The organism is Micromonospora sp. IBHARD004, assembly GCF_052814115.1.
Genome location: NZ_CP199934.1, coordinates 2,364,450 through 2,388,945, shown reverse-complemented (window position 1 = coordinate 2,388,945; position 24,496 = coordinate 2,364,450). Strand labels below are relative to the sequence as shown.

At 69.0% G+C, this 24,496-nt stretch carries 17 protein-coding genes; 7 read left to right on the top strand and 10 right to left on the bottom strand.

Features of this window, described 5'->3' with window-relative positions:
* The first annotated feature begins 36 nt into the window (after nt 1-36).
* Complete coding sequence (locus ACTWO6_RS11575) at nt 37-2,436, top strand: Tex family protein (RefSeq protein WP_446219632.1); 2,400 nt, start codon at nt 37-39, stop codon at nt 2,434-2,436.
* 50 nt (nt 2,437-2,486) lie between these two features.
* Here ACTWO6_RS11575 and ACTWO6_RS11570 read toward each other — a convergent pair whose 3' ends face one another.
* Together ACTWO6_RS11570 and ACTWO6_RS11565 are read right to left on the bottom strand one after the other, a co-directional pair.
* Nucleotides 2,487-3,131: a class I SAM-dependent methyltransferase gene (locus tag ACTWO6_RS11570; RefSeq protein ID WP_446219631.1), complete on the bottom strand. Its 645-nt coding sequence runs from the start codon at nt 3,129-3,131 to the stop codon at nt 2,487-2,489.
* A gap of 458 nt (nt 3,132-3,589) precedes the next feature.
* Nucleotides 3,590-4,564 (bottom strand): LCP family protein, encoded by a 975-nt coding sequence (locus tag ACTWO6_RS11565; RefSeq protein WP_446219630.1) that lies wholly within the window; start codon nt 4,562-4,564, stop codon nt 3,590-3,592.
* Nucleotides 4,565-4,793: 229 nt separating this feature from the next.
* Between ACTWO6_RS11565 and ACTWO6_RS11560 the strand changes: the two genes are divergently transcribed.
* On the top strand, nt 4,794-5,225 hold the full coding sequence (locus ACTWO6_RS11560) for a hypothetical protein (protein WP_446219629.1): 432 nt from the start codon (nt 4,794-4,796) through the stop codon (nt 5,223-5,225).
* Here ACTWO6_RS11560 and ACTWO6_RS11555 read toward each other — a convergent pair.
* Nucleotides 5,137-6,162, bottom strand: coding sequence for a DUF389 domain-containing protein (locus ACTWO6_RS11555; protein WP_446220629.1), 1,026 nt, complete (start codon nt 6,160-6,162; stop codon nt 5,137-5,139). The two genes, ACTWO6_RS11560 and ACTWO6_RS11555, sit on opposite strands and share 89 nt — an antisense overlap.
* A gap of 316 nt (nt 6,163-6,478) precedes the next feature.
* Here ACTWO6_RS11555 and ACTWO6_RS11550 point away from each other — a divergent pair, with 316 nt between their 5' ends.
* The 3 genes from ACTWO6_RS11550 to ACTWO6_RS11540 all read left to right on the top strand — a co-directional run bounded on the left by ACTWO6_RS11550 (nt 6,479) and on the right by ACTWO6_RS11540 (nt 11,010).
* Nucleotides 6,479-7,630, top strand: a complete 1,152-nt coding sequence (locus tag ACTWO6_RS11550) for a DegT/DnrJ/EryC1/StrS family aminotransferase (RefSeq protein ID WP_446219628.1) — start codon at nt 6,479-6,481, stop codon at nt 7,628-7,630.
* 1 nt (nt 7,631) lies between these two features.
* Entirely contained in the window at nt 7,632-8,714 is a 1,083-nt protein-coding gene (locus ACTWO6_RS11545) for a GNAT family N-acetyltransferase (RefSeq protein WP_446219627.1), read from the top strand.
* Between the two features lie 1,570 nt (nt 8,715-10,284).
* A complete protein-coding gene (locus ACTWO6_RS11540; RefSeq protein ID WP_446219626.1) occupies nt 10,285-11,010 on the top strand; it encodes a sugar transferase in 726 nt (241 codons plus the stop codon).
* A gap of 5 nt (nt 11,011-11,015) precedes the next feature.
* Here the strand turns inward: ACTWO6_RS11540 and ACTWO6_RS11535 are convergent, their stop codons facing one another.
* From ACTWO6_RS11535 to ACTWO6_RS11510, 6 genes are all read right to left on the bottom strand, one after another.
* Entirely contained in the window at nt 11,016-12,185 is a 1,170-nt protein-coding gene (locus ACTWO6_RS11535) for a glycosyltransferase (protein WP_446219625.1), read from the bottom strand.
* Nucleotides 12,186-12,201: 16 nt separating this feature from the next.
* Nucleotides 12,202-12,981: a glycosyltransferase gene (locus tag ACTWO6_RS11530; protein ID WP_446219624.1), complete on the bottom strand. Its 780-nt coding sequence runs from the start codon at nt 12,979-12,981 to the stop codon at nt 12,202-12,204.
* Nucleotides 12,978-14,096: a glycosyltransferase family 4 protein gene (locus tag ACTWO6_RS11525; protein WP_446219623.1), complete on the bottom strand. Its 1,119-nt coding sequence runs from the start codon at nt 14,094-14,096 to the stop codon at nt 12,978-12,980. Before ACTWO6_RS11525 ends, ACTWO6_RS11530 begins: the two co-directional genes overlap by 4 nt.
* Nucleotides 14,093-15,103, bottom strand: coding sequence for a glycosyltransferase family 4 protein (locus ACTWO6_RS11520; RefSeq protein WP_446219622.1), 1,011 nt, complete (start codon nt 15,101-15,103; stop codon nt 14,093-14,095). Before ACTWO6_RS11520 ends, ACTWO6_RS11525 begins: the two co-directional genes overlap by 4 nt.
* Nucleotides 15,104-15,311: 208 nt before the next feature.
* A complete protein-coding gene (locus ACTWO6_RS11515; RefSeq protein WP_446219621.1) occupies nt 15,312-16,580 on the bottom strand; it encodes a lipopolysaccharide biosynthesis protein in 1,269 nt (422 codons plus the stop codon).
* Between the two features lie 288 nt (nt 16,581-16,868).
* On the bottom strand, nt 16,869-18,488 hold the full coding sequence (locus ACTWO6_RS11510; protein ID WP_446219620.1) for an O-antigen polymerase: 1,620 nt from the start codon (nt 18,486-18,488) through the stop codon (nt 16,869-16,871).
* A 643-nt stretch (nt 18,489-19,131) separates the two neighbouring features.
* Between ACTWO6_RS11510 and ACTWO6_RS11505 the strand changes: the two genes are divergently transcribed.
* Entirely contained in the window at nt 19,132-21,030 is a 1,899-nt protein-coding gene (locus tag ACTWO6_RS11505; RefSeq protein ID WP_446219619.1) for a polysaccharide biosynthesis protein, read from the top strand.
* Nucleotides 21,031-21,061: 31 nt separating this feature from the next.
* Here ACTWO6_RS11505 and ACTWO6_RS11500 read toward each other — a convergent pair whose 3' ends face one another.
* The gene (locus tag ACTWO6_RS11500; RefSeq protein WP_446219618.1) at nt 21,062-21,271 is read right to left on the bottom strand and encodes a hypothetical protein; all 210 of its coding nucleotides are present in this window, start codon (nt 21,269-21,271) and stop codon (nt 21,062-21,064) included.
* Between the two features lie 62 nt (nt 21,272-21,333).
* Here ACTWO6_RS11500 and ACTWO6_RS11495 point away from each other — a divergent pair, with 62 nt between their 5' ends.
* Nucleotides 21,334-24,444 (top strand): M14 family zinc carboxypeptidase, encoded by a 3,111-nt coding sequence (locus tag ACTWO6_RS11495; RefSeq protein WP_446219617.1) that lies wholly within the window; start codon nt 21,334-21,336, stop codon nt 24,442-24,444.
* The last annotated feature ends 52 nt before the right edge of the window (nt 24,445-24,496 follow it).

The window sequence follows — 24,496 nt, the reverse complement described above, 5'->3', positions numbered from 1 at the left end:
GCACTGCGGAACCCACCCGAAAAGGCGGATCAGATCGTGACCCAGTCTGTGCACCAGCGCATCGCCGACGAGCTCGGCGTCGCCGAACGGCAGGTACGGGCGGCCGTGGAGCTGCTCGACGGCGGCGCGACCGTGCCGTTCATCGCCCGCTACCGCAAGGAGGCCACCGGCCTGCTCGACGACGCCCAGCTGCGCACCCTGGAGGAGCGGCTGCGCTACCTGCGCGAGCTGGACGAGCGGCGCGCCGCGGTGTTGGAGTCGATCCGGAGCCAGGGCAAGCTCGACGAGGCCCTGGAAGCCCAGATCATGGCGGCCGAGTCGAAGTCCCGGCTGGAGGACATCTACCTGCCGTACAAGCCGAAGCGGCGGACCCGGGCGCAGATCGCCCGCGAGGCCGGGCTGGAGCCCCTCGCCGACACGCTGCTGGCCGACCCGGCGCAGGACCCGCGCGCGACGGCCGCCGGCTTCGTCGACGCGGAGAAGGGCGTCGCCGACGCGGCCGCCGCCCTGGACGGCGCCCGCGCCATCCTCATCGAGCGCTTCGGCGAGGACGCCGACCTGATCGGCACGCTGCGCGAGCAGATGTGGTCGCGGGGCCGGCTGGTCTCCCGGGTACGCGACGGCCAGGAGGCCGCCGGCGCGAAGTTCGCCGACTACTTCGACTTCGCCGAGCCGTTCACCCGGCTCCCCTCGCACCGGATCCTGGCCATGTTCCGGGGCGAGAAGGAGGGCGTGCTCGACCTGACCATGGACCCGGAGGCCGAGGGGGACTCGGACGCCGCGGCGACCGGCCCGAGCCGGTACGAGGCGGCCGTCGCCGGCCGCTTCGGCGTCAGCGACCAGGGCCGGCCGGCCGACCGGTGGCTGGCCGACACGGTGCGCTGGGCCTGGCGTACCCGGATCCTCATCCACCTCGGCGCGGACCTGCGGATGCGGCTCTGGCAGGCGGCCGAGGAGGGGGCGGTGCGCGTCTTCGCCACCAACCTGCGCGACCTGCTGCTCGCCGCCCCAGCCGGCACCCGGCCCACCATGGGCCTCGACCCGGGCCTGCGCACCGGCGTGAAGGTGGCCGTGGTGGACGCCACCGGCAAGGTGGTCGCCACCGACACCATCTACCCGCACGAGCCGCGCCGGCAGTGGGACGCCGCCATCGAGACCCTGGCCCGGCTCGCCGGCGCGCACGGGGTGGAGCTGGTGGCGATCGGCAACGGCACCGCCAGCCGGGAGACCGACAAGCTGGCCGGTGAGCTGATCAAGCGGTACCCGCAGCTCCACCTCACCAAGGTGGTGGTCTCCGAGGCCGGCGCGTCGGTCTACTCCGCCTCCGCGTACGCCTCCCAGGAGCTGCCCGGGCTGGACGTCTCGCTGCGCGGCGCGGTCTCCATCGCCCGCCGGCTGCAGGACCCGCTGGCCGAGCTGGTGAAGATCGATCCGCGTTCGATCGGCGTCGGGCAGTACCAGCACGACCTGTCCGAGGTGAAGCTCTCCCGTTCGCTGGACGCGGTGGTCGAGGACTGCGTCAACGCCGTCGGCGTCGACGTCAACACCGCCTCCGCTCCGCTGCTCACCCGGGTCTCCGGCATCGGCGCCGGGCTGGCCGAGAACATCGTGCTGCACCGGGACGCCAACGGTCCGTTCCGCTCGCGGGCGGAGCTGAAGAAGGTGGCCCGGCTCGGCCCGAAGGCGTTCGAGCAGTGTGCGGGCTTCCTGCGCATCCCCGGTGGCGACGACCCGCTGGACTCCTCCAGCGTGCACCCGGAGGCGTACCCGGTGGTCCGCCGGATCCTGGCCAGCACCGGGCAGGACCTGCGCTCGCTGATCGGGAAGTCGGCGATCCTGCGCGGGCTGCGCGCCACCGACTTCGTCGACGACACGTTCGGCCTGCCCACCGTCACCGACATCCTCGCCGAGCTGGAGAAGCCGGGGCGTGACCCGCGGCCCGAGTTCCGCACCGCCACCTTCGTCGAGGGCGTGGAGAAGATCAGCGACCTCACCCCGGGCATGGTGCTGGAGGGCGTGGTCACCAACGTCGCCGCGTTCGGCGCGTTCGTCGACGTCGGCGTGCACCAGGACGGCCTGGTGCACGTCTCGGCGATGTCGCAGACCTTCGTCAAGGACCCGCGCGACGTGGTGAAGTCCGGGGACGTGGTCCGGGTCCGCGTGCTCGACGTGGACGTGCCGCGCAAGCGGATCTCGCTGACCCTGCGGCTTGAGGACGAGGCGCAGGGCGGCGCCGGTCGGGGCACCCCGGAGGGCGGGCGGCGCGAGCGGGGCGGTTCGCGCGGTGACCGGGGCGGGGAGCGCGGCCGGGCGCAGGGCGACCGGGCCGGATCTCAGCGGCAGGGCCGGGGCGGTTCCGGCACGTCGGCCCCCGGCGGGGCGATGGCGGACGCGTTGCGCCGGGCCGGGCTAGACAAGGGCCTCGGCAGCCGCTGAGTCACGGCGGCCCGTTTCGGCAGCGATCCGGGCTGCTACCCGGCCGGGCGCTATCCGGTCAATTCGAGCAGCAGATTCCACCGGTTAACCACGCTGATCCGGCGCGCATAGAGGTCCGAGAGGCGCAGCACCCTGAGAAAGTGGTCGGTTCTCATGGTCGGGATCAGCCTACGCAGACCGCGGGTCCAAAACAGGTACTCGATACGGTACCGGTCGAAACCAGCTGCCTCGGAAATTTGGTCCAGCGACTTGGGCGTGAACGGACGCACATGCGTGTAGTCGTCATAGAAGCCGCGCAGCAGCGACTGGGTCGACGGCACCACCAGGCATGCGTAGCCACCAGGCTCGAGGACTCGCCGGATCTCCCTCAGGCACCTCACCGGGTCATCAAGGTGTTCAAGCAGCCAGCAGGAGTACAGGCCATCAACCGAGCCGTCCGGCAACGGAATGTCGTACGCCGAGCCGAGGCGAATGTCCAGGCCTTGCTGCGAGTAGTGCTCCACGAGAGACTGCGAGTTGTCGATGGCGATAATCCTGTCCGGTGCGATGCGGGTGAAGTTGCAGCGCCCGGGACCGAGGTCGACTACCCTCTTCCGGCTACGAAACCGCGACTCGAACATGTACTTGTTGAAGAGCGCTTCCCAGTCTTGGCTCGACGTGCCGGTGGAGAGAATGCGTTGCCCATAGGTGTCCATAATCCTCAATTCCTCTTTGAATGGTGCCGACAATGGCTGCCGGCCAAAGGGCGGCCCGCGCCTGAAGCGTCCGACCCGACCAAGTGCATCTAGCCGAGGGGCACCTCATGCTCAACGGATAAGCCGGCGGTGGCGATACGCTGGCGACGGCGAGATGTCGTTGTCTCTGGGGCATCCGAGGCAACATCGGGCGGACCGGGGGTCGAGCGCGGCCGCGGACAGGGCGACCGGGGCGGCTCACGCGGCGGACCTCAGCGGCAGGGCCGGGGCGGGTCCGCCCCCAGCGGCCGACGGCGCGATGGCCGATGCCCTGCGCCGGGCCGGCCTGGCCTGACGGATAACCGTCGCGCCGGGCCCCGCCGCTGAGCCGGCCACGCGGGCCCGGCCCGGAGCGATCTGCTGGGCGGTGGTCCCGGGCCCACCATCGAGGTGGGTCAGGGACCACCCGCAAGGATCGGTCAGTTCGGGGAGTTGCGGGCGTTTGGATTCTCAGCCAGCCACTCGTCCATGGTGTCGTTCTTGACCGCCGTGAAGAGCTTCGCCGAGGCTGCCATGTCGGGGAAGAACACGCTCTGGTCGCCGACCATCCCCACGCCAGTTGTGGGGCTGGTCAACATGGTGACGTCCCCGGCGCTGACGCCATGCAGGTTCCAGATGGTGTCGAAGACCGACAGCTTTTGGTCGACCTGCACGGCGCCAGCGGTCGCCCGGAGGAAGTCGTTGAGCTGCGCGGGGTTCGTGAGGATGCCCGTGCGGCTGGCCTTCTGCATCACCGCGCTGATGATGGCCTGCTGGTGGCGCATCCGGCTGTAGTCTCCGTCGGCGAACTGCTTGCGCTCCCGGGCGTAGAAGAGGGCGAGCTCACTGTCCATGTGATGGACGCCCGGCTGGTAGACCCGTCCGTCTGACCCCCCAGAGGTGAAGCGACGGTCGACGTTGACGTCCACCCCGCCCAGCACGTCGATGACCTTTCCGAAGCCGGCGAAGTCCACCACGACGACGTGGTCGACGCGTACTCCGGTGAAGCCCTCGATCGTCCGGACCAGCAGGGGCGTCCCGCCCCAGGCGTACGCGGCATTGATCTTGGCCTTCCTCGGACCGCCGCCGTCCTCAGGGAGGGACGCCGGGATGGTGGTCCAGGTGTCCCGCGGGATCGAGATGAGCTGCGCCCGGTCCCAACTGTGCGGCACGTGGACCAGCATGATGGTGTCGGTACGCGAGACGGTGTCGCCCGGCTCGGACTGATCCTTGCCGACGATGAGGAAATTGAGCGCGGAATCCGCGGCCCGGACCGGTCGCTGCTCCTCCTGCAGCCCGTTGAAGGAGTCCACCTTCTCGACCTGCTTCTCCAATGACCGCACGTAGAGCCACCCGCCGACCCCACCGCCGCCGATCACCAGCAGCAGCACGAGGGCGGCGACGAGGATGGTCACCCGGGCCCACCGGCTCCTCGGCAACCACCGTCGACGTCGCCGTCGACCGGTGTCGTCGCCCCGCGGATTCCACGGCGGTCGGGACGACTGACCTATCTCGCCAGGATGCACCTGCTCCATCATGAATACGGACATTACCCGCTAAAAGCGATGCGGGTAGTCGAACCGATGTATACCCGTACGGGCTTCCGGGAGGGGCGAGCGACAGCGCATCGCGTACCGTCCAGACGTGGAGGACAACGGCCCGACATGGCACGAGCAGCGGCAGCGGGCGGTGCGGGCACGCGCGGCGGCCGAGGAGCGGCGCCGCGCGGCCGAACAGGCCGAGGCCGCGGAACTCGTCGCCCGGTTCGCGGCCGAAGCGACCCGGCGCGGTCTGCGCGCCGTGCCGCCGGCCGTCAAGCCATACGACGGCCCCGGTGGTTACCGGACCCGGCTCACCGGGTGGTACATCGACCGGGCCCGGTCCCGGGCGGTCGACGCCGACGGACGGTTCTACCTGCTGACCGTCCCGGCCAGCCTGCGGGCCCGGCTGTTCGGCGCCAACCCGCAACCCCAACCGCCGCCGTTGGTCATCGGAGCGGGCGGTCGGGACGGCGAGTCCGTTGCCCTGCGGCCGCTGCTCGATCGTCGGCTGGACGCCGGGGACGCCTGGGAGTGATCGGCCCGGTGGTGCGGCGAGCCACGTTCCACCACCACAGCTGCTGCACTGCCAGAGTCACCAGGCCTGCGAGGACGATCGCGCAGAGGTTGATGACCAACTGGAGCGCCGACCCGGCGGCCTCGTGCCAGACCCCGTACGCGGCGGCGACGGCGACGTTCGCGGCCGCGGGCACGGTGGTGACCGAGATCAGCACCCCGACGAGTGACCCGGACTTCTTCGAGGTGAGCGAGAGCATCCCGGCGACCCCGGCCAGCAGGCCGACCACCCAGGAGAGCGCGTCGGGCCGCCAGATGAAGTCGGTCAGGGGCCGCTCGGCGAGCAGCATCTCCCGACTGACGAGACCGGCGGCGGTGAGCGCCCAGGTGCTCAGCACCGTGGCGACCATGGCGACCAGGAACCCGACCACGAGGGCCTGCACCGACCGCAGGATGATTTTCGCCTTGCGCCGCAGCAGCGCGACGCAGAGTGCGGCGAGCGGACCGAACTCGGGGCCGACCACCATCGCACCGACGATGAGGATGGGCTGGTCGAGGAGCACGCCGATCCCGGCGATCATGGTGGCGACGACGATCAGGACCAGGTAGGTCCCGGACAGTTCGGTCTGCTCACCGGTCTTGGCGGCGATCTCGTCCCAGACCAGCGCGTCGGCGCCGCTGCCCGGAGCGTCCCGGGCGGCCCGGTCGGCGGCGGTCGACAGGGTCAACTCCACATCGTCGGCGGCGATCCCACCGCGGGCCTCGACCCCCAACTGCCGGAGTCCGTGCAACACGCCGTCCGCACTCTCCCGCACGACGTCGCAGAGGATCAGGTCGCCCGCGGGCTGGCGGCCGGCTCCGTTGAGCACGGCCAGGTGAGTGACCCCGGGATCCGCGGCCAGCAGGTCGGCCACCGCCGCCGTCTGGTCGGCGGGAGCGATGATCCTCAGGTGCAGCATGCCTCCCCCATCCGCCATTCGGCGACATCGTGGTCGGCCCACTCTACGGGGCAGTTTCCTGGGAATCGAAGACCGACTCGGCCACCCTCCAGCCTGCGCCACAGTGGACGATTGCCGCGCCGAGGGTTGCATCACTTATCCCCGAAAGATGGCAATACGGCCACGGGGGGACATTCTCCTCGTTAGCCTCGAAAGAACATTCGAGCGGGTCGGACGCGTATGCCCGAACCGCACACTGAGCGCCGGATGCCCTCGATGCCTATACCCGCCGGTTGCGCGGGCGACCGGCGTTCGCATCCACCAAGGAGTCTGTCCCGTGACCGATCCGGTCCTCCTGTCGCCTCCCGATGTCGGCCCACTCGAGGAGTCCTACGTCCTGGACGCGCTCCGATCCGGATGGGTCGCACCGGCGGGACCGCACCTGGAGGCGTTCGAACGAGAGGTCGCCCAGCGGGTCGGCTGCGCGCACGCCGTGGCGCTGGCCTCGGGCACCGCCGGCCTGCACCTGGCCCTGCTCGCCCTCGACGTACGGCCCGGGGACGTCGTCGTGGTCCCCACCCTGACGTTCGTCGCGACGGCCAACGCCGTGGTCTACACCGGAGCCGAACCGGTCTTCGTCGACTGCGAGCCCGCCACCGGCAACCTCGATCCGGCGTTGCTGGATGAACTGCTGCGCAACCTGCGCGCCCGGGGCCGCAGGCTCGCCGCCGTGATGCCGGTGGACATGTTCGGGGCCTGCGCCGACTACTCCCGGGTCCTGCCGCTCTGCGCCGAGGCCGAGGTACCGGTCGTGGAGGATGCCGCGGAGGCGCTCGGGGCGACCCGGCACGGCCGGGCCGCCGGGTCGTTCGGCCGGGCCGGGGTGCTCTCGTTCAACGGCAACAAGATCATCACAACGTCCGGCGGTGGGATGCTTCTCTCGGACGACGCCGACCTGATCGCCCGCTGCCGCTACCTGTCGACCCAGGCCCGCCAGCCGGTGTCCCACTACGAACACACCGAGGTGGGCTACAACTACCGGTTGAGCAACGTGCTCGCCGCACTCGGTCGGGCACAGCTGCGCCGGCTGGACGAGGTCGTGGCCCGACGGCGCCAGCTGCGGGAGCGGTACGCGAAACTCTTCGCCGCGGTTCCTGGCGTACGCCTGCTCGCCGACGATGACGTAGGTGCCAACTGCTGGCTCACCACTATCGCCGTCGATCCGGCAGCCGCCGGCTGGCGGGCAGCGGACCTCGCCGCCCACCTCGGCGCGTACGCCATCGAGACCCGGCCGGTCTGGAAGCCGATGCATCTTCAGCCTGTTTTCGCCGGTGCGCGCGCGCTGCTCACCGGCGCCGCGCAGCGGCTCTTCGAGAACGGCCTCACCCTGCCCAGCGGCACCGCGATGACCGAGAGCCAGGTTGTCCGGGTCCTCAATTCGATCGAACAGTTCCTCGAGGGCCGATGCCCCGGGGGGATGGGACGGTGAGATGAACTTCGAGATCTGGAACGCCCGGAGGATCGCGGATGCGACCCGATGGCTGGCTGCGCACCAGGCGTGGGCCGCCCGGGAGGTGTTCGCCCACCCCTCCTACGTACGCCTCCTCGCCGGCGAGCAGGACGAGCCGCTCGCGGCGTACGCCGAGACGCCGTCCGGGTTCATCCTGTACCCGTTCGTGCTCCGGCCGGTCACCGCGCCGCATCTGGTCAGCCCCGGCCGGCGGGTTTTCGACATCACCAGTCCGTACGGCTATGGCGGAGCGTTCCACAGCGGTGCTGGTGAGGTGGACGCCAAGGAGTTCTGGTCGGCGTTCGACGACTTCTGCCGGACCCGCAACGTGGTGTCGGAATTCACCCGCCTCTGCCTGTTCGAGGACCGGCGCCTACCGTACCCGGGCCAGACCAGACAGAAGCTCAACGTAGTGCAGGACCTGCGGCCGCCCCTGGAGCGCATGTGGCGGGAGTTCGACCACCAGATCCGCAAGAACATCAACAAGGCCAGGCGGCTGGGTGTCCAGATCGAGGTCGACGAGACCGGGACCCGCCTGGACGACTTCCTCGAGATCTACTACGGCACAATGGACCGCCGCCACGCCAGCGAGGGCTACTACTTCCCCCGGGAGTTCTTCCAGACGATCATCCAGGAGCTAGCCGGACAGTTCGTCTTCTTCCACGCCCTGCATGACGAGCGCGTCATCTCCACTGGACTCGTCCTCGCCTCAGCCGACAGGCTGTACTGCTTCGTGGGTGGCACTGACCGGTCCGCCTTCGACCTGCGCCCGAATTACCTGCTGACGTTCGAGATCTTCCGGTGGGGGCAGGAGCACGGGAAGACGCATGTCGTACTCGGCGGCGGCTATGAACCCGACGACGGCATCTTCCGCTACAAGCGGGCCTTCGCCCCCCACGGCCTGGTCCCCTACTCGGCCGGCACGAGAATCTTCGACCAAGGGACGTACGCGCAACTGGTCGACGCGCACCAGGCGGAGGGGCGGCGCCGGCTCGCCGGCTGGCAGCCGGATCCCGGTTTCTTCCCCGGATACCGCCAGGACCTGCCGCCCGTACCGGCCTGACCCACCCCCAGCTCGGCCATGGCCGGGATTGGGCCCACGACTCGCTCCCTCGGTCCGAGCAGGCCGATGTCGAGGGCGCGCCTCAGCGACACCTCAGATGCTTGCCGAGTTGCCCGTTTTGCGGATATTAGGAACATTGCCCGGATTGGGCGGATAGTATCGCAGTAGCCCCGTCGGCGGACACACCAGGCCGATCTGGGGCTGACCACCGCTGCCACCCATCGGCCACTTGCGACGACTTTCCCCTCCGACATTGCGCCGCAGGTGACTGGGTCGCCGGAGCATCGCGGACGGCATTCCGGTGGTCCCATTTCGCCCGGCTACCGCTCCGAAAAGGAGAGCGGTGTGGTTCCGGCCGCACGGAAGGAGAAATCCATGAATGTGGTGCTGGCCTCCGCAGTGCTGCTGCTCAGCCCGTTGATAGCCGACAGCACGCAGGACGTCCCGGCAACCTCTGGGCTGGCCAAATGAGAAAGGGCGACCGCTGGGAGGTCGGGTCCGCGTTCCCGCTGATGCTGCCGCGCGGCCTCGGTCGAGTTGAACCACCTGAGCAGGCCCGGCACTTCGGGTCGGGGCGGCAGGCACTGAGGGCCCTCATCGAGTTCGGCCGGCGGGATTGCGGGTGGGAGGCGGTACACGTTCCGGCCTACTACTGCCCCGCAGTGGTGCAAAGTGATCGTCGATCTGCTTCCCGTGTGCCGATACGATACCGGACCGATGGGGCCCGACCCGCGGCCCGAAGCTGGGCCGGCAGACGCGGTGATCACCGTTTCGTACTTCGGCGAGCCGCCCCTACTGCCGTCAACTCCGGCGGCCTTGATCATCGACGTGACGCACGACCAGGTCGCACCCTGGCTCGACCGGTCACGGGCCGACTACGTCTTCGCCTCGCTGTACAAGACCCTGCCGTTGCCCGACGGTGGAATGCTCTGGTCGGGCAACGGCCGCCCGCTGCCGCCCGCCGTGCCGCCGACCGAGGGTCACCTCGCCACGGTCAGCCGGGGCCTCTCCGCGATGTGCCTGAAAACGGCCTATCTGGACGGCGCGCCGCTGCGGAAGGAGGAATATCTCCCGCTCTACGCCGCGGGTGATGCGGGGTTCCACTCGGCCGCGGTGAGCGGCATCTCCGACCACTCCCGGCAGGCCCTGCACGTCCTCCCCGCTCAGGACCTGCGCCGGCGCCGGATCGCCGCCGCGGAGCTCGCTTCGTGGCTGCGGGACCGTGCCCGGCGTAGTGGTCCACACCCGCACCTTCGAGGTGGTGCTGGAGTTCGACCCGCCCGAACGACGCGAGTCGTCCGCCACGGACTGATCGCCAGGAACGTCTACCCGGCTGTGCTCTGGGACATCGCCCGGAGGGCACACCACCGCACCAGTTGGACTTCTGCCGCCGGATGCTCCACCCGCACACCGACCTCCGGTGGAACGGCAGTGACATGCGACAGGCGGCGACGGTCGTGCGCAAGCTGCGCCAACGGTATCCGTCGCGGCACGAACGGACATCCGTGTCCCACCCGATCACGACGTCCCCGGACCGACAGCCGAGTGTTTCTCCCAGATAGGAGCAAGAGTGAACAGTACGAGGCTGAGCGGCTCTGACCGGGCGGATGCGGGCGCACGGAAATCCGATGTTTCCATGCCTGCGCACCGTCAGCCCTACGACCGCGTCAAACGGGGACTCGACGCGCTGTTCGCCGGCCTCGCTCTGCTGGTCCTGTCACCGGTCCTGCTGGGCGTAGGCGTCGCGGTTGCCCTGATGATGGGCCGCCCCGTGCTCTTCCGGCAGACGAGGCCAGGTCTCGGCGGCAGGTTGTTCGAGCTTCGGAAGTTCCGGACGATGCATCCGATCGGTCCAGGTCGGGTCAGCGACGGCGAGCGGCTGACCCGTTTCGGCAGGTGGCTGCGCTCGAGCAGTCTGGACGAACTGCCGACCCTCTGGAATGTTCTGCGCGGCGACATGAGCCTGGTAGGGCCGCGCCCGCTCATGGTGTCATATCTCGAGCGGTACACGCCGGAGCAGGCACGCCGCCATGAGGTACGGCCCGGCATAACCGGACTGGCCCAGGTACGCGGGCGCAACGCGCTGAGCTGGGAGAAGAAGTTCAGCTACGATGTGCATTACGTCGATGCGCGCTGTCTCCGCCTTGATCTGCGCATCCTGCTGGAGACGGTGGTCGTGGTCCTCCGCGGCGAGGGCATCACAGCGGACGGTTACGCGACCGCCCCCGAGTTCCTCGGCACCGCCGACTCAGTGTCGCTGACGAACGCCGACCGTGGCGGCGCGCCCCCGGCCTGATCACACTAGCGGGCGGCGGGCGGCGCTTCAGGCTGACCTACCCCAGCCGCCACCGTTTCCGCCGGCGCGGCGACCGCTCCGCCTCGCCCTTCCCTGCGGCCACCGCCAGTTGATCTCGCGAGGGCGTCGAGGATCACCGAAGCGTGAAAGGCGACCACGTTCTCCTGTCGCCAGGACTCCAGCACCCCCGGCCCGATTCGTACGGTGCGTGCCCGTAGCTGTGAGAGCAGTGCCGAGGAGATGGAGGCAGCTCGTGGCGGGACGAGAATCAGTCCTTCCGCGACCTTTTCGGCGATCCCGCGCGTCCCCCGATTGTCGACCGCCACCACCGGCTTTCCCATTACCAACGCCTCGGCCACGGTCAGCCCGAACCCTTCACGGGGGCTGGTCGACAGTACGACATCGGCAGCAGCGAGTTCGACACCCGGTTCCGGTGTCCACCCGACCGCGCTGATGCCGGGCTCATCCGGCGGCACCCACGCGGGCTCACCGATGCTGGTCGAGCCGACGATCCGCAGTTCGAGGTCCGGTAAGGATCGCCGCGCCACCCGCCAGGCGCTGACGGCCAAGTCGAAGTTTTTGTCCGGCGTCAGCCGACCCATGACGACGACCCGTGGCGGCCGCCGTTCCCCCACCGGCTCGCCGGGCCCGGAGGCGCGCAGGCGTTCCGCGTCAACACCCGCTCCCCCGCACGGCGCATAGTGCACCCTGCTGCGCGGAGCGAGTCGGCGGTAGATCTCCTGGTCGTCTGGGTTGAGGGTGACGTAGGTGGGGGTGAGCCGGGCCGAGACCGTCTCGATGACCGAGAAGAGCTGACCGGCCCTGCCGGGAGCACCGAAGAGCGTCCCGTGCACCACCGCCACGTGTGGAGTCCTCGTGACCTGGGCGACGACACGCCCGACTGCGACCGCGTACGGGGTGTGCAGGTGCAGCAGATCCACCCGCTCCTCGCGCACAATCCGTGCGAGGTCTCGTCCCGCTCGGGCGAGGTTCCTGAGGCCTGCCCGCCGGAATGGCGCGACCTCGTGCACTGCGTCGAAGCTCCGGTGCAGCGACGGCGGTACGCTTCCACGGCCGGCAACGGCCACCGGTCGCAGCCCGTATGGCCGGAGCGCGCGGGACACCGGCGCCACGAAGCCTTCCAGGGTCGCACCCAGAGGTGCCAGAAAGAGCACGGACGCCGACCCCGACCTAGCCACGCTGCCACGCCTTCACGTGCTGCACGGTCAACCACGCGAAGTGCCGGGCGTCCGAAAGCGCGACACGTCCGGGATGGGATCCGGCCGCCCGGCGACGGGCCAGCCGGAGTTGCATGGTCTCAGCCGGCTCCGTGATGGGTCTGCTGTGCTGTTGGGAATGTCTCCGGTACCGGAGGAGCGGCGACGCCAGGTTGTCCAGCAGACCGCGGCGGGACATGCGAAGCCACAACTCGTAGTCCTGTGCCCGGACGAAGGTCGGGTCGTAGCCACCGGCCCGCAGGACCTGCTCCCGCCGCAGGACGGCGGACGGGTGAATGACGGCGTTCCGCCACAGCAGCTGCCGCCGTACCCGCTCGGGGCCGACCGGGACGGACAGCATGCCTATCTTCCTGCCGCGCTCGTCGATCACGGCGGCGCTGGAGCCGAGCACCACCAGTTCGGGCCGCGCGCGCATTTCCGCAATCTGTGTACGAAGTCGCTCCGGTTCACAGATGTCATCCGAGTCGAACCGCGCAACAAGTTCGGTGGAACTCGCCTCCAAGCCGGTGTTGAGCGCCCTCGCGACGCCCGATCCGGGTGGCACCACCTTGACGCGTATCCTGCCGGACAGCTGGGGCTGCTGCAGGACGGCACGATTCTGGTCGCACTCACCATCGAGAACCGCGACCAGGAGCCAGTCCTGGTGAGTCTGGGCGATCAGGCTTGAAACAGCTTGGCCAAGCCAGGCGGACCGTGGCGCAATGGGCATGAGAACACTGACCAACTCGCTCACGGAAGGACCTTCTCGTAGTAGTTCGTGGCTTCGTTGACTATCGACGACCACTCGAACCGCGCAACGTGCTGCGGCGCTCGTGCGCGCAGGGTCCCCGCGAGTTCCGGATCCTGGAGTAGGCGGGTCACCGCCTCGATGAAGCCACGGTCGTCGCCCTGTGGAAACAGAAGGCCACATGGCCCCACGGCCTCTGGAATCCCGCCGAGGTCTGCCGCCACCACCGGCGTCCCGCAGGCGGCAGCCTCCAGCGCCGCCATCCCGAACATCTCATCCCGTCGGGTCGGGAGTACGCAGACGTCAGCCGCGGACAGAAGTCCGGCGACGAGCTTCTCGTCCACCGCCCCGAGGCAACGCACTCCTGCTCCGGTGAGGACCTTCGTCAGCTCGGACGGGCCGTTGCGCGCGAAGCGCTCGGGCGGTCCGGCCGCGACGACGGTCACCTGCGGTAGCGTCCGCCGGAGGGCCGCGGCCAACGGTGCCAGCAGGTCCGACCCCTTCTGCTCGCAGACCCGGCCGAGATACACCACGAGCGGCCCGGACGGCAGGTTCAGCGCCGAGCGCGCTCGGCGGGCCGCCTCCGGGTCGTTGCGGAACTGAAGCGTGTTCACTCCGTTGTAAAGGACCCGGGTCCTGTCACCAAGATTCGGATAGAAGCCGACGAAGTGACGGGCGCAAAATTCGGACGCCGCCAGGATCAGGTCGAAGTCGTCAAGCCGCGCGCGATAGTAACGGTGCACCGCCCCGTTCGAGGTACCGCGGTACCGGAAGAAATCGACCGACTGCACGGTCGCGGCGAACCTGGCTCCCAGTGCGGTTGCCGCTACGGGCGATCCATGTGCGTGCAACACGTCATAACGGGGCACCCCGTTCAGCCACCGCCTCGCGCCGATCAACATTTCGTAGTCGCGTAAGGGCCGATGGCTACGCAGCGGAAGGCTTCTGACCTGGACCCCGTCCACATCCAGCACGCCGGAATGCTCACCCGGAGTGAGCACGACGACCTCATGACCGGCGGCGGCCTGAAGCCGTGCCATTTCCATGATCCTGCGCTGGAGCGCGCCCCCGAAGCGGTGCAGGACCGGCACGTCCGACGTGCCGATGTGTACGATCCTCACATTTCCCCCTTTTGCATGAGGCGCTGGTAGAGATCCAGATGCCGGGCGATCATGTGATCGACCGAGTAGTCGTTGGCGGCGGTTCGGGCACGCGCGAGCGCCCGGTTGGCGAAGTTTTCGTACGCCTGCAGCACGGTCGTGATCGCCGGCGCGAGACTGACCGAACTGGACGGACTGACAAGCACGCCTGCGTCGCGCACCTGGTCCGGTACGCCCCCAACCTCGCTGGCCACCACTGGCAGACCGGTCAGCAGGCCCTCGGTGACGACACTGGGCAGGCATTCGTACCCGAGCTCGGACGGCAGAACGAGCAGATGGGCCCGCCGGTACTCCTCCACCAGTTCCGGCCCACTGCGTTGGCCGACGAAGGTGACCCGATCGAGCAGCCCCAGGGCGCGGGCCCGCTCCCGCAGCCGGCACTCCAGCTCGTCGTTGTGGTAGACGAGCCGGAGGACGACCTGCCGGGGCAGGTCAGGCAAAGCCTCGATGACCCGATGGATCTGCTTCATCGCGATGAGCTGGCCAACGAACAGAAGGATGATCTGGCCGTCGGGGGCCAACCGACGCGGTCGACAGACGGCACTGGACATGCCTATCCCGTTCGGAATCACTTCCACACGCGACCGGGGGAGGCGATAGCGGCTTGTTGTCTGCTCCGCCTCCACCTGGCTCAGGCAGACGACCGCCGTTGCCCGGGACATGACCATACGCTGGGCCCTCCGCTGCAGCGGGGTCGGCGGCGGCGCGAAACGGTGCGCCGTGAAGACGAACGGGCGCGCGAGGGGCGAGAGAGCCGCGAGGACGGCCGCCTTCGACAAATGGTGTACGTGGACGATGTCGCTCTCGCGTGCCAGCGCCACTGTCCCACGGTCCTCAAGTCGACAGGCGCGCACCTCTATGCCGCGCCTCCGCAGGCCATCGACCAGTACGACTTCCGGGGCGGGCTCCCTTTTGGCCAGTTCCTCCGCCGAGTGGCGGAAAACGCCGCCAGCCACCAGCACCTTCATATATTGGCCTCCTTTTACGCGGGCGGTGGAAACCGCGACCGGTGTGAGTAGCATGTCGCCAGTCCCTGGCCCGCGAAAGTCGCGGCGCCGAATCCAGAGAGAAAATCGCGACCGCCGTCAGCGGGCACGGTTCGCTGAGGCGGACGAGCAGCGCGACGAATCACAGCACGTCATCTCGCCGAATTCCATCTTCTCCCCTGGGATCGCCTCAGACATGGAGATTTTCTGAATTGGCGGGTGGACGGCCCGGAACGGGGGCGGCTGACGAACCACCATCGCGTTCCGGCGAATTTCCCTGCAGGACACCGGGGAGCAGGAGGACGCCAAGCAAGGCGGCCGAGAGCGCATAGGCGCAGCCGGTTGCGATCGCCGCTCCATTCGCGCCGTACCGGGGAGTCAGGAGAACCGCGAGGATGCACAGCACGGCCGCCAGAACGACATCACTGATCACCCAGGCACGGATTCTGCCCAGGCCGACCGCCACACTGCCGAGCAGGTTGTTGGCAGAGACAGCGACGCCGGCCAACGCCATGATCACGATAACCGAGCCGAACTGTTCGAAGGTCGGGCCCACCAGTGCTGGCAGATATCTCGCCGCCAGGACAACCGAAAGCGAGGCCGCCAATGCCATGCTCATCCCGGTCTTGAAGATCCGGATTGTCATGGTTCGCCTCCGCAATGGGTCGCTCGGGCTGGCCAGGTAAGGGAGCGAGGCGGTGGCGACCGCAGTCGGAAGTAGGCTCACCATCAGGCTCAGTCGACTGGCCAGTGCGAATCCGCCATTCTCGGCGAGTCCGTCTGCTCTGGCCAGCAGAAGACTTTGAAGGATCCAGGCTGCCCCGTTGATCGCCAGCACGGCCGCACCGGCCGGAACCGCCCGCCGGGCCAGACTCGTGGCCTGGGTCGCAAGCTGGCGCCACTCGCCAAGGATCCACCAGCGCTCTTTGGGGACGATGGCCAAGGCGGCTGCCGCCATCATCATCTCGACGGCCCCTGCCGCAGCGGCCGAAACTGTCGCTGATCCGTACATCGCCCCGGCCGCGACCGTCGCGCATGCGACGACCACCGCCCTGGTGAGGGTCAACTTGGCCAGGGTAGCGAACCGCTTGTGACCCGCGAACACCGCCGAGATCACGATCCAGAGGCCGGTTGCCAGGGCCCAGAACACCACGACCGCGCTCCCGGTCCCCTGCAGCAACTCCTTTCCCCGACCCAACCAGTCGAACTTGGCTACTTCGACCAGCAACAGGAAACCGGTGCAACAGATGCACAGCTGAACGGCGGCGAGGGAGAGCCCCGCTGACGTGACCATTCCAGCCCGTCGCGAGTCGTCGGCGGCCGCTACGCCCTGATTGACCAGCGGTGCGAGCCCCGGGACGGCTAATGAATTGACCGTGCTCACGGTCACGGTCAGGAAGGCGAACACCCCGTACTGCTCGGAGCCGAGCACGGCCGCTGCCGCGAGCGCTGTCAACAACCCCACTGCTCCGGAGCCACCGGATGCGACCGCGGTGAGGACCGACGCCCTTCCGAGGCTGCCAGCCCTCAGCAAGTCCCGAACCCTCGCCCGACGGCCCGCGACAGCAAGACGCACAGCCTCTCCTCTATCCACTGCCTGACCCTCATGGCGAGGGAAGCCGACGTCTCCATTGGCCGGAAGACATGCCTAGGGCTTTCCGGTCTAACTCGAGCGTAGCGAATTAAAGGGATGAGGAAGGCGTATTGGCATAAACCTCCCCCGCCGAAGTGCCCCGACCAGGCCATATCAGAAATCAGCACCACCCCGCCGTCGCCACGTCGAACGGCCAACTCGTGCGCCTCCCGCCAAGAGCTTGAAGGTCAACAGTGGCAAACTGAAATAGATGAAAAGCTGAGATATGACGAGCATGGACACGATCGGGGTGAAGCTCAGCCAAACGCCGATGACCGCCAGGCCGTAAGCACCCGCGAATGAAGTTCTTCTCGAAAACCGCCTCTGTACCACCTCAAGCAGGGCGCCGAATATGCCAAAGATGAGTAGCACGCCTGGCGGTCCGAGGCTCCACCAGGCTTCCACCGCGAGCGGAAGGATCTGGTCGTTGTTGTCGGAAGTGCCATAGATGGCGCGGTTGTACATCGCATCACCACTGGAGTCCCGGTAAGGACGGCCGAGCGCGGGAATAGGCGAAAGTGCCGACGATACCAACGACTGCCCAGGATAATGTTGCGGCAGAGTTGACTCGAGCGCGAACGCCGGGAACTGGGGGCTCTGACCGTAGACCTGAATGGTTTCGAGGAGAGACGTGGCAGGTTCGTCTTCGAGGCCGACCTCGGCAAGGCTGTATCGCCCCCCTTCGGTGGCAAGGATCTCGCGCCGGGTATCGCCCATTTTATAAGCGAAGACGAGCAGGCCGACCAGAACCAAAATGGTAAGCGCCTTTCGCGACGTCAGCGCCAGGAGCCCGTAGGCGGCAAAGATGGCGATCACGGGTACCACGACCGCCGTCCGGTTGTAGCTATAGAGGCTTACAGGGGCAATGACTCCAACCAGAGGAAGGGCGATTTTTGACAGGGTCAGAGACCCGGATCTCCTCAACTGTTCGATCAGCAGCACGAACGCGAACGACAGGAAGGGCGGTCCGATCGCTGCCACCAGCCCCCGGAGAGCGCTGACGTTCTCGAGCTGCTTGCCGTCGATCCTGCCCTGGAAATACGCGAGCGCCTGACCGACCGTGCCCACTCGTGCGACGACACCGATAATTCCGACAGCAGCGAAGCCTGTGATCAGTCCCTTGAGGCTCCGCTGCGGGTGACGTCGCTGGCGGATCGGCCGACCGACCGGCGTGCCGGACGAGCCATCGCCGGCCCTGGACAAAACGCAGCTGGCTCCGACGAAGAACGCCACGTATGCCAACGTGTTGAGCAGGATCGCGCCGTTGATTGTGCGGTGCGGCGGGATGTAGGGCAGAGTGTTCGCCGATGGCGGAACAACGTTGATAATCGCGGGAAGCGCGACCATCACCAGGAACCACACCGCCAGGCAGACGTTCCGAGGCGCCAGCAAGGGGGTCACCGGACGGGCGGCCGGGACGACAAGCAAGATCACGAAGTACACCACGGCACTGATGGCAGCCGCCGGATACGGGGTCTCCGGCCGTACCAAGATGCCGACAAAGGCCACTACCGCAACCAGAGACAGCAAAGCGGCGAGGACCACGGTGACCGTCACGCCTTGGCCCTTGCCTTCTGGATCCGGCGTCGATACCCCCGCTTCGACACGGCTGGCTGAGGGCTCCGCCGTGGCCGCCCTCAGCCATGCAGACTCTGCGGAACGCGCACGCACTGGTGCCCGGGCCTCGGCGCCCTCCGACACCGCCGGCAGCTGTTCAGTCTGGCGACCGGTCAACGCTGGCACTCCTCTTCGTCTCGCCCCGCCCCACCTGATGAGAGCGGCCGGGCGCCGGCAAGACCGCCGACCTTTGACCGTTAGATCCGGTTTGTGCCCTATTCAACGAACAAGGTTGCCCGCGGTCACGCCCGAGTCCACACGTCACTGCCGACATGGCGGTTCGTCGACCGTTTAGCCGCCACCGCATCCGGGCCCACCTGCCGGGCCCCCGTCGTCCGCTAACGACAGGCCGAGGCGCCATGACCAAGCTGCCCAGCGAAGTTGTCACGGCCAACGGTCACGCGACCGGCCGGCCGCGGAGTTCTTCCATATCGGAGAGTCGCTCAGAGACGCCTACCACCGCAGCGCGTCAGGCCGTGCGATACAGCGAGATCCACAAGCGGGCCCACCGTCCGCCGCCGGGCGGACCCGAACCTGCACAAGATTCCCGTATGCCTGTTCGGGCTCGCACCGCGGGAGCCACCGTCACGGCCCGCCTCGTTGGCGGGACCTTTCGACCAAGAAAGCGCAAAAGCCGGCTTTTGCCCGGTCAGAGCGGATAGGTATGTATTACCCAACTTCGGCCGGGTCCCGCGGCTCGTAAAGCCCCCGGGTCGGACCGCCGGGGCGAACGCAGCCACGAGAACTCACAGGAGCGCAGATGCAGCTGGCCTCAGCCGCAGCAACCCGTACCCGGGCGAACCGCGACACCAAAAGGAGGCGCTGGGACCGGACCCCGGCAATCGTCGCGATCGACTCCACCGCCTGGATCGGCGGCTTCGCCATCGCGGCCTGGACCCGCTACGAGTTCGACGTCACGGCCGGCCGGGCGACGGCGGTACTCGGCGCCGGTGTGGTCGCCGCGGCCCTGTACGCCGTCGCCTCGCAACTGCGCCGCCGGTACTGGGGACGGCACCCGCTAGGCAGCCTGCAGGAACTCTGGACCCTCGCGGTCACGGTCGGCGCCGTTGCGGCAGTCATGCTCCTCACCGTCCTGGCGCTACCGGACCGGCCGGTACCCGCCAGCACGCCGCCGGTTGGTGCGGCCGTGGCGCTGTTAGCCATGCTCTGCGCCCGGGCGGCGTACCGCCACCGGCGGGACCGGGCGCTGCGACCGGCGGCCCACTCGGCCACGCCTGTCCTGCTCTTCGGCCTTGGCGAGGCGGGCCAGGCGCTGCTGCGGGCCATGTTGAGCGATCCTCGCGGCCGCTACCTGCCGGTCGGGCTGCTCGACGACGACTCAGACAAGCGGGATATGCGCATCGATGGCGTCCCGATGCTCGGTGGGCGGCACGACATCGGCACCGCGGTCGCCCAGACGGGGGCGGCAACGGTGATCTTCTCGGTCGCCAACGCCGACGCCGAGGTGATCCGCAAGATCCGGAACGCCACCCTGGCGGCAGGCGCCGCCTTCAAGGTGCTCCCGCCCATGCGGGAACTGGTCGATCACCGGATCAGCGTCGCGGACGTACGCGATGTGGACATCAATGACCTGCTCGGACGCCGGCACGTGGTGGCAAACCTCAAGAGCGCCGACACCGGACTCACCGGTCGCCGGGTGCTGGTGACCGGTGCCGGCGGCTCGATCGGCTCCGAACTCTGCCGACAGATCGCCCGCGCCAACCCCGGCGAGCTGATGATGCTCGACCGGGACGAGTCCGCGCTGCACAGCCTCCAGATGTCGCTCTCCGGCCGGGCGCTGCTGGACAGCTCCGACCTGATCCTCGCCGACGTCCGCGACACCGACCGGCTCGCCCGGATCATGGCCGAACGCCGGCCGGACATCGTCTTCCACGCCGCCGCGCTCAAGCACCTGCCGCTCCTGCAACAGCACCCCGGCGAGGCCGTGCAGACCAACGTTTGGGGCACCCTGGCGGTCCTGGAGGCGTGCCGGGGAGTGGCGAAGTTCGTCAACATCTCCACCGACAAGGCGGCGCACCCGATCAGCGTGCTCGGCTATTCCAAGCGGATCACCGAGCGGCTCACCGCGTACGCCGCGGCCAACTTCCCCGGGACCTTCCTCAGCGTCCGCTTCGGCAACGTGCTGGGCAGCCGCGGGTCCGTAGTCACCGCGTTCCGGGCGCAGATCGAGGCCGGGCTGCCGATCACGGTCACCCACCCCGAGGTGACCCGCTACTTGATGACCATCCAGGAGGCGGTGCACCTGGTGCTCCAGGCCGCCGCGATCGGCCGGGACGGCGAGGCGCTCGTACTCGACATGGGCAAGCCCGTTCGCATCGACGATGTTGCCCGGCAACTCGCGGCCCAGGCTCCCGGCCCCTCCCAGATCGTCTACACCGGGCTGCGGCCCGGGGAGAAACTCCACGAGGAGCTCTTCGGCGCCGGCGAGGCCGACGTCCGGCCGCTGCATCCACTGATCTCGCACGTCACCGTGCCCGCGCTCGACCCCATCGAGGTCAATTCCCTCGACCCCGCCGAAGAACCGAAAAAGCTGATCGCACGGTTGGCCGAGCTCTGTGACCAGCCGGGCCAGCTACTTTCGGCCGCGCTGGTGCCCAAGAGCCGGTCGGCCGACACCCCCGCCCCGCCGCCGCAATGAGCGGCGGCGCGGCGGCCGGGTTGGATTGCTGTCAGCGCAGACCGTTGCGGATCGCGACGCTGACCAGCAGATCCGGGTTGTCGGTGATGATCCCGTCGACGCCGAGGTCGATCACCCGCTGGCATCCACAGTTGAGGCGCCGGTGACCGCACCCGTCGGCGCTGGCCGGTAGGGTGCCGCGGGCGTGACAGCTGGTCCGGGCGATGCCGCGGAAGCCGCAGGGCTGGACCGATCGAGCCATTGACATACCTGCTCTGCGACGAAAGGCTCGCGCCTACAGGTCCTTCCACCGAAGGAGGCGCAATGAGGCGCACACGGCTGGCAATCGCCGGCGTGTTCACTCTGGTCGGCGCGATGGCGCTGACCGCACCGGCGAGCGCGCGGCCACCGTCCGACCCGGGCGGCCGCGACAGCTTGGAGGTGTACGTCGGCACGGTCAACGCCGAGCAGCTCGACCGGCTGCGGGCCGCCGGGGTCGACCTCGACGAGGACCACCGGTCCGCCGGCGCGAACGGCAGCACGACGATCGAGACCGTGCTCACCCGGCGGGAGGCGGCCCGGCTCACCGGCCAGGGCGTTCCGCTGAGCGTCAAGAAGGTGCACGGCAAGGACGCCTCGCAGGCGCTGCGCGAGCAGGCCGCCGCCGGCTGGCAGGCGTTCCGCTCGTACAGCGAGCCCGGCGGCATCCGGGACGAGATCACCGCCACCGCCGCCCGGTTCCCCGGGCTGGCCAAGGTGGAGACCCTCGGCCGTACGGTGCAGGGGCAGCCGATCCTGGCCGTCAAGGTCACCAAGAACGCCCGGACGGTCGCGGACGGCAAGCGTCCCGCGGTGCTCTACGCCAGCACCCAGCACGCCCGAGAGTGGATCACCCCGGAGATGACCCGTCGGCTGCTGCACCACGTGCTGGACAACTACGGCACCGACGCGGAGATCACCCGGCTGGTGAACACCACCGAGCTGTGGTTCCTGCCGGTGGCCAACCCCGACGGCTACGACCACACCTTCACCCCGGACAACCGGCTGTGGCGCAAGAACCTGCGGGACAACGACGGCGACGGCCAAATCACCAGCGCCGACGGCGTCGACCTGAACCGCAACTTCAGCTACAAGTGGGGGTACGACGACGAGGGCTCCTCGCCCGAGCCGAACAGCGACACCTACCGCGGCGCCGGTCCCAACTCGGAGCCGGAGACCAAGGCCCTGGACCGGCTCTTCAAGCGGGTCGACTTCGAGTTCTTCGTCAACTACCACTCGGCCGCGCAGCTGCTGCTCTACGGCGTGGGCTGGCAGGTGAGCACGCCGACCCCGGACGACCTCATCTACCAGGCGATGGCCGGCGACGACGCCCACCCGGCGGTGCCCGGCTACGACCCGGACATCTCGGCCGAGCTGTACACCACCAACGGCGACACCGACTCGCACGCCCAGGTCCGGTACGGCACCCTCGGCTTCACCCCCGAGATGTCCACCTGTCAGACCGCCGCCGCGTCCGACCCGGACGACCAGTGGCGGCCGGAGGACTGCGTCAGCGGCTTCATCTTCCCCGACGACGAGAAGCTGATCTCGGCGGAGGTGGCGAAGAACCTGCCGTTCGCCCTCGCGGTGGCGAAGTCGGCGGCCGACCCGGACGACCCGGTCTCGGTGGTCGGGCGGAGCACCCCGGACTTCGACGTGGACGCCTTCGACACCTCGTACGGGCGGACCCAGCAGGTCGCCACGACCGCCCGGCGGGCGCTCAAGGACGTCCGGATGCACTACGTGGTCAACGGCGGCCGGCCGAAGAGCGTCAAGGTCCGCGAGTGGCAGGGCGGTGAGCGGTACGGCGACACGAACGACGACTACTACGCCGAGCTGCGCGGCACGGTGACCGGCACGAAGCCGGGCGACCGGGTGGAGGTCTGGTTCACCGGGGTCAAGCCGCGCACGGGCCCGGTGGCCAGCGAGCACTTCACCTACCGGGTGCACACCGACATCAGCGGTGACGTGCTGGTGCTCGCGGCGGAGGACGTGACCGGGCTGAGCCCGACGCAGAACGCCACCACCGCCAAATACGCCGGCCAGATCGCCGCCTCCGTCGAGGCCGCCGGCCACCACGCCGACGTGTACGACTTCGACGCGATGGGTCGCAAGGCGCCGCACCCGCTCGGCGTGCTGTCGCACTACCGGGCGGTGGTCTGGGAGACCGGGGACGACATCATCCTCCGCTCGCCCGGCCAGGTCGGCGGTACCACCGCCGAGGCCGCGCTCACCACCGAGCTGGCCGTCCGCGACTACCTCAACGAGGGCGGCAAGGTGCTGGTCAGCGGCAAGTACGCGCTCTTCGCCCAGGGCGCCAACGGCAGCTACGTCTACCGGCCGGACGCCCCGCCGGAGTGCACCGACCCGGACGACGTGACCTGCCTGCCGGTGCTCAACGACTTCCAGCAGTACTACCTCGGGGCGTACAACTACGTCAGCGACGGCGGCACCGACCCGAACGGCGACCCGTACCCCCTGCGCGGATCCGACGGTCCGTTCGTCGGTTTCTCCGGCCAGCTGAACGAGGCGGGCTCGGCGCAGAATCACGAGCACACGGCGTCGTTCCTCACCACGTCGAGCTTCCTGCCGCCGGAGCAGTTCCCGCAGTTCGCCAGCTCCGCGACGGTGGACTGGGCGCGGCCGGGGGCGGCGCCGTTCGACCCTCGGACCGGTGACTGGTACCTGTACAGCGGCCGCGCCGACGAGTCGTACAAGCGGCTCACCCGGACCGTCGACCTGACCGGGGCCGCCACCGGCCAGCTGCGCTTCTTCACCTCGTACGACATCGAGCAGGACTGGGACTACCTGATCGTCGAGGCGCACGAGGTGGGCAGCGACTCCTGGACCACGCTGCCCGACCTCAACGGGCACACCGGCACGACGACCGGGGAGAGCTGCCAGTCCGGCTGGGTGGCGCAGCTGCACCCGTTCCTCGGTCACTACCAGGGCACCGACTGCTCCCCGACGGGCAGCACCGGCACCTGGAACGCGGCCACCGGGGCGTCCGGCGGGTGGCAGGAGTTCGCCGTCGACCTGTCGGCGTACGCGGGCAAGAAGGTCGAGGTCTCGATCTCGTACGTCTCCGACTGGGGCACCCAGGGTCTCGGGGTGTTCCTCGACGACGCCCGGGTGATCGCCGACGGGGCGGTGGTCTCGGAGACCTCGTTCGAGACGGCCGACCTGGGCGGCTGGACGGTCGCCGGCCCGCCGGCCGGATCCGCCGGCGCGCCGAACGACTGGGCGCGCAGCCAGCAGGCGTTCGAGGAGGGCTCGGCGGTGGTCACCGACGACAGCGTCTACCTCGGCTTCGGCCTGGAGGGGCTGGCCCCGGCGGCCCGGGACGACCTGGTCGCCCGGTCGCTGACCCACCTGACCGGCGCACCGCGCCGGTAGCGGTCCGCGGAGGTGCGCCGGCGGGAGCCACCGCCGGCGCACCTTCCGGTAC